Below are 6,789 nucleotides of genomic sequence, written 5' to 3'. Positions count from 1 at the left end.
CCGGCATCCGCTCCAGCTCTTTCATGCTGTTGTACGGCACCGTCTGCGTCTCGCTGATCTGGATGCATTTCTCGTTCAAACCGCAGGCCAAGACCCCTGTCGCCGCGCCAGTCAGGCGGCTGCGCAAGGTCGCCTGATCCGACTTTAACCATCACAGGAGAACATCGTGAGCCGTTACCTGATATCGACCTGGGAACCCGAGGTTCCCGCCTTCTGGCACAGCCGCGGCAAGCCCACGGCCAGCCGCAACCTGTGGATCTCGATCCCCGCCCTGATGCTGGCATTCGCGATCTGGATGGTGTGGAGCGTCGTCGTCGTCAACCTGCCGAGCATCGGCTTCAAGTACAGCACCAACCAGCTGTTCTGGCTGGCCGCAGTGCCGGGCCTGTCGGGCGCCACGCTGCGCATCTTTTATTCGTTCATGGTGCCGATCTTCGGCGGCCGCAAATGGACGGCGATGTCCACGGCCTCGCTGCTGATCCCGGCTTTGGGCATCGGCTTCGCCGTGCAGGACCCGACCACCAGCTACCCGACGATGCTCGTGCTGTCGCTGCTGTGCGGCTTCGGCGGCGGGAACTTCGCGTCGTCGATGGCGAACATCAGCTTCTTCTACCCGAAAGCCCAGAAAGGCTACGCCCTCGGCATGAACGCGGGCCTCGGCAACCTGGGTGTCTCGGCCGTGCAATTCGTCGTTCCGCTCGTGATCACCTTCGCCCTGTTCGGCGGCGAACCGCAAACCTGGAGCAAGGCAGCCGCCACCAGGCAGATGTGGCTGCAGAACGCCGGCTTCGTCTGGGTGCCCTTCATCGTCGTGAGCACGCTGGCCGCCTGGTTCGGCATGAACGATCTGGCGTCAGCGAAGGCCTCGTTCGCCGAGCAGGCCGTGATCTTCAAGCGCAAGCACAACTGGCTGATGTGCTGGCTGTACGTGGGCACCTTCGGTTCCTTCATCGGCTACTCGGCCGCGTTCCCGCTGCTGACCAGTACGCTGTTCCCGCACGTGAACCCGCTGCAGTATGCCTTCGTCGGCCCGCTCGTCAGCGCCCTCGCCCGCGTGGCGGGCGGTTATGTGGCCGACCGGCTGGGCGGCGCTCGCGTCACCGTGTGGACGTTCGCCGCGATGATCGTCGCCGTCCTCGGCGTGCTGCACTTCCTCCCGCATGGCGCCAACCCCGGCAGCTTCGCCGGCTTCTTCGGCATGTTCCTGGTCCTGTTCGCCTGCACCGGCGTGGGCAATGCGTCGACCTTCCGCATGATCCCGGTGATCTTCCTCACGCTGCACCAGCGCGCCGCGAAGGGCCAGTCGGAAGGCGCACAGGCGCAGGCCGTCGCCAGCGCCAACAAGGAAGCGGCCGCCGTCCTCGGCTTCACCTCGGCCATCGCCGCCTACGGCGCCTTCTTCATCCCGAAGAGCTACGGCACCTCGATTGCCCTGACGGGCAGCGCCGACGCCGCGCTGTGGTGCTTCATCGGCTTCTACGTCACCTGCATCGCCGTCACCTGGTGGTTCTATGCCCGCAAGGGTGCCGAGATCACCTGCTAGTCATAAAGGAGTAGTTCGACTACTCCGTAATCCGGGCCGGTACCGACTTCCAGCGAATGTTCAATAGTCGGCCCGGTCCGTAGACTGAACCCAGCTGCACACACCGAATATCAAAGCGCGCTACAGCGCGCCGATGGAGAAACCATGAGTCATTTTTTGGACCGCCTGAAATTCTTCGGCAAACCGAGCGAGACGTTTTCGAACGGCCACGGCGCCGTCGTGGGCGAGGACCGCACCTGGGAAAAGGCCTACCGCCAGCGCTGGCAGCACGACAAGATCGTGCGCTCGACGCACGGCGTGAACTGCACGGGATCGTGCAGCTGGAAGGTCTACGTGAAGAACGGCCTGATCACCTGGGAGACCCAGCAGACCGACTACCCGCGCACCCGCCCCGACCTGCCGAACCATGAACCCCGCGGCTGCCCGCGCGGCGCCAGCTACTCGTGGTACGTCTATTCCGCGCAGCGCGTCAAGCACCCGATGGTGCGCGGCCGCCTGATGCAGCTGTGGCGCGAAGCGCGCGCCACGCGCAACCCCGTCGCCGCCTGGGAGTACATCAGCACCGACACGGAACGCGCCGCCAGCTATAAATCGGTGCGCGGCCAGGGCGGCTTCGTGCGCGCCAAGTGGGACGAGGTCAACGAAATCATCGCCGCCGCCAACGCCTACACGATAGCCAAATACGGCCCGGACCGCATCATCGGCTTCTCGCCGATCCCCGCCATGTCGATGGTCAGCTATGCCGCCGGCACCCGCTACCTGAGCCTCATCGGCGGCGTCGCCATGAGCTTCTACGACTGGTATTGCGACCTGCCGCCATCGAGTCCGCAAGTGTGGGGCGAGCAGACGGACGTGCCGGAATCGGCCGACTGGTACAACTCCACGTACCTGATGGTCTGGGGCTCGAACGTCCCGATGACCCGCACACCGGATGCCCACTTCTACACGGAGGTGCGCTACAAGGGCACGAAGACCGTCGCCGTGTCGTCCGACTTCGGCGAAATGGCCAAGTTCGGCGACATCTGGCTCGCCCCGAAACAGGGTACGGACGCCGCGCTGGCCATGGCCATGGGCCACGTGATCCTGAAGGAATTCCACGCCACCGGCAAATCCGCCTACTTCCGCGACTACGCGAAGCAGTACACGGACTTCCCGATGCTCGTCCTGCTGAAGGAATGCGACGGCACGCTGGTGCCCGATTACTTCCTGCGCGCGTCCCACCTCGCCAACAACCTGGACGAAACGAACAACCCGGAATGGAAGACGCTCGTCATCGACGAAAACAGCGGCAGGATCGTCGCGCCGAGCGGCTCGATCGGCTTCCGCTGGGGCGAATCCGGCAAGTGGAACCTGGAACAGAAGGAAGGCGCCACCCGCAATGCCATCGACCCGAAACTGTCGCTGCTCGACGGCCACGACCGGATCGTCCCGGTGGGCTTCCCCTATTTCGGCGGCAAGGACGCAGACGACCTCCTGCTGCGCAACGTGCCGGCGAAGACGATCACGCTGGCCGACGGCACCACCGCCCTCGTGACGACCGTGTACGACCTGTCGATGGCGAACTACGGGGTCGACCGCGGCATCTGCCCGAACGCGGCGAAGAACTAMAGCGACGACGTGCCGTACACCCCGGCATGGCAGGTCAAGCACACGGGCGTGAAGGCGTCCGACGTCGTGACCGTGGCGCGCGAATTCGCCGACAACGCCGACCGCACCCGAGGCAAGTCGATGGTGATCGTCGGCGCGGCGCTGAACCACTGGTACCACATGGACATGACGTACCGCGGCATCATCAACATCCTCATGATGTGCGRCTGCATCGGCCAGAGCGGCGGCGGCTGGGCGCACTACGTGGGCCAGGAAAAGCTGCGTCCGCAGACCGGCTGGACCCCGCTCGCGTTCGCGCTCGACTGGAACCGCCCGATGCGCCAGATGAACTCGACGTCGTTCTTCTACGCCCACACGAGCCAGTGGCGCCACGAAAAGCTGCACGCCTCCGAGATCCTGTGCCCGACGGCCGACGGCAAGCTGGAAGAGATGGCGCTGATCGACTACAACGCCAAGGCCGAGCGCATGGGCTGGTTGCCGTCGGCGCCGCAGCTGGAGACGAATCCGCTGGACGTCGTGCGCGCCGCCGAAAGCGCCGGCCAGGACCCGGCGAAGTATGCCGTCGAGCAGATCAAGGCCGGCAAGCTGAACTTCTCGTGCGACGACCCGGACAATCCCGCGAACTTCCCGCGCAATATGTTCGTGTGGCGTTCGAACATCCTGGGCAGCTCGGGCAAGGGCCACGAATACTTCCTGAAATACCTGCTGGGCACGCAGAACGCGCTGATGAGCGACGAGACGGACTGCGTGAAGCCGCGCGACATCAAGGTGCGCCCGGCCGCCGAGGGCAAGCTGGACCTGCTCGTCGTGCTGGACTTCCGCATGTCGACCACGTGCCTGTACGGCGACATCGTGCTCCCGACCGCGACCTGGTACGAGAAGGACGACTTGAACACGTCCGACATGCACCCGTTCATCCACCCGCTGTCGGAAGCCGTGCAGCCGCTGTGGGAGGCGAAGTCGGACTGGGAAATCTACAAGGGCATCGCGGCGAAGTTCTCCGAGATCGGCGGCGCCCACCTGGGCACGCGCAAGGACCTGATCCTCACGCCGCTGCTGCACGACACCCCGGGCGAACTGGGCCAACCGTTCGATCCGAAGGATTGGCGTGCCGGCGAATGCGAGCCGGTCCCGGGCAAGACGATGCCGTCGATGACGGTCGTGGAACGCGACTACCGCGCCATCCACAAGAAATTCACGTCGGTCGGTCCGCTGCTGGAAAAGGCCGGCAACGGCGGCAAGGGCATAGGCTGGGAGACGAAGCACGAGGTGGACGTCCTGCGCGGCATCAACCGCACCGTCCTCGACGAAGGCGTGTCCCAAGGGCAGCCGCGGCTGGACACCGCGATCGACGCGGCCGAGATGATCCTCACCCTGGCACCGGAAACGAATGGCCACGTCGCCGTGAAGGCCTGGGCCGCGCTGTCGAAGATGACCGGCATCGACCACACGCACCTGGCGATCCCGCGCGAGCACGACAGCATCCGCTTCCGCGACGTGCAGGCACAGCCGCGCAAGATCATCTCGTCGCCGACATGGTCGGGCCTGGAGAGCGAGGAAGTCAGCTACAACGCCGGCTACACGAACGTGCACGAACTGATCCCCTGGCGCACCCTGACGGGCCGCCAGCAGTTCTACCAGGACCACGTCTGGATGCGCGACTTCGGCGAAGGACTGTGCGTGTACAAGGCCGCCATCAACACGAAGACGACGGAAGCGATCATGAACCGCCGCCCGAACGGCAACAAGGAGCTGGCGCTGAACTGGATCACCCCGCACCAGAAATGGGGCATCCACTCGACCTACTCCGACAACCTGCGCATGCTCACCTTGTCGCGCGGCGGCCCCCACGTGTGGCTGTCGGAAATCGACGCGAAGGCCGCGGGCATCCAGGACAACGACTGGATCGAGGTGTTCAACGTGAACGGCACGCTGACGGCGCGCGCCGTCGTGAGCCAGCGCGTCCCGGAAGGCATGACGATCATGTACCACGCCCAGGAAAAGATCGTGAATGTGCCGGGTGCGGAAACGTCGAAGAAGCGCGGCGGCATCCACAATTCCGTGACCCGCGCCGTGACGAAGCCGACGCACATGATCGGCGGCTACGCCCAGCTGTCGTACGGCTTCAACTACTACGGCACGGTGGGCTCGAACCGCGACGAATTCGTCGTCGTGCGCAAGATGCGCGACGTGGACTGGATGGAAGGCGCCCGCGACGAATCGCGTCCGAACGGCGACGAGCAGCCGACCCGCCCTGCCCCGGCCAGACCGGCTGGTACGCCTGTGCGCGAAACCGAAGAACGCGAACCCGCGCTGGCCCGCATCGCCAGCCCGAAGCGTGCTTGAGAAAATAGCGAGGACTCAAATGAAAATCAGAGCACAGATCGGCATGGTGCTGAACCTGGACAAATGCATCGGCTGCCACACCTGCTCGGTGACCTGCAAGAACGTCTGGACGAGCCGCGAMGGCGTCGAATACGCGTGGTTCAACAACGTCGAGACGAAGCCCGGCATCGGCTACCCGAAGGAATGGGAAAACCAGGACAAGTGGAATGGGGGCTGGAAGCGCAAGGCCGACGGCACCATCGAACCGCGCCAGGGCAGCCGCCTGAAGATCCTGGCCAACATCTTCGCCAACCCGAACCTGCCGCAGATCGACGAGTACTACGAGCCGTTCACCTACGACTACGAGCGCCTGCAGAACGCGCCGCTGTCGGAGACGCCGCCGACCGCCCGTCCGGTCTCGGTCCTGACGGGCAAGAAGATGGACAAGATCGAATGGGGTCCGAACTGGGAGGACGATCTGGGCGGCGAATTCGCCAAGCGCAGCAAGGACAAGCTGTTCGACAACGTGCAGAAGGAGATGTACTCGACGTTCGAGAACACCTTCATGATGTACCTGCCGCGCCTGTGCGAGCACTGCCTGAACCCGGCCTGCGTGGCATCGTGCCCGTCCGGCTCCGTGTACAAGCGCGAGGACGACGGCATCGTGCTGATCGACCAGGACAAGTGCCGCGGCTGGCGCATGTGCATCTCGGGCTGCCCGTACAAGAAGATCTACTACAACTGGTCTTCCGGTAAAGCCGAGAAGTGCACGTTCTGCTACCCGCGCATCGAAGCGGGCCAGCCGACCGTGTGCTCGGAAACCTGCGTGGGCCGCATCCGCTACCTCGGCGTGCTGCTGTACGACGCCGACAGGATCGAGCAGGCCGCATCGGTCGCCGACGAGCAGGACCTGTACGAAGCCCAGCTGGGCCTCTTCCTCGACCCGCACGATCCGGAAGTGATCGCGGACGCGCGCCGCCAGGGCATCCCGGATTCGTGGCTGGAATCGGCCAGGCGCTCGCCCGTGTACAAGATGGCCGTCGAGTGGAAAATCGCATTCCCGCTGCACCCCGAGTACCGCACGTTGCCGATGGTGTGGTACATCCCGCCGCTGTCGCCGATCCAGGCCGCCGCGGAGAGCGGCAAGATGGGCATGAACGGCATCCTGCCCGATACGAAGAGCCTGCGCATCCCCGTGCGCTACCTCGCCAACCTGCTCACGGCGGGCAAGGAAGAGCCGGTCGTGCATGCGCTGGACCGCATGCTCGCGATGCGTGCCTACATGCGGGCCAAGTCCGTCGACAGGGTCGAGA

3 protein-coding genes are annotated in these 6,789 nt (G+C 64.8%); all 3 read left to right on the top strand.

The genetic code is table 11. The features are described 5' to 3' along the window. Positions 1–166 precede the first annotated feature (166 nt). Positions 167–1,543, top strand: a complete 1,377-nt coding sequence (locus AC1DYX_RS25660; protein ID WP_477264135.1) for a NarK family nitrate/nitrite MFS transporter — start codon at positions 167–169, stop codon at positions 1,541–1,543. Positions 1,544–1,687: 144 nt separating this feature from the next. Further along, positions 1,688–5,497 (top strand): nitrate reductase subunit alpha, encoded by a 3,810-nt coding sequence (locus AC1DYX_RS25655; protein WP_477264133.1) that lies wholly within the window; start codon positions 1,688–1,690, stop codon positions 5,495–5,497. A gap of 19 nt (positions 5,498–5,516) precedes the next feature. Beyond that, on the top strand, positions 5,517–6,789 hold a 1,273-nt coding region (gene narH, locus AC1DYX_RS25650), incomplete at its 3' end, for a nitrate reductase subunit beta (RefSeq protein WP_477264131.1).

This window comes from Massilia sp. P2_C2 (assembly GCF_056404615.1).
Note: the sequence above shows the minus strand (reverse complement) of the source record. Positions and strands in the feature narration are given on the sequence as shown.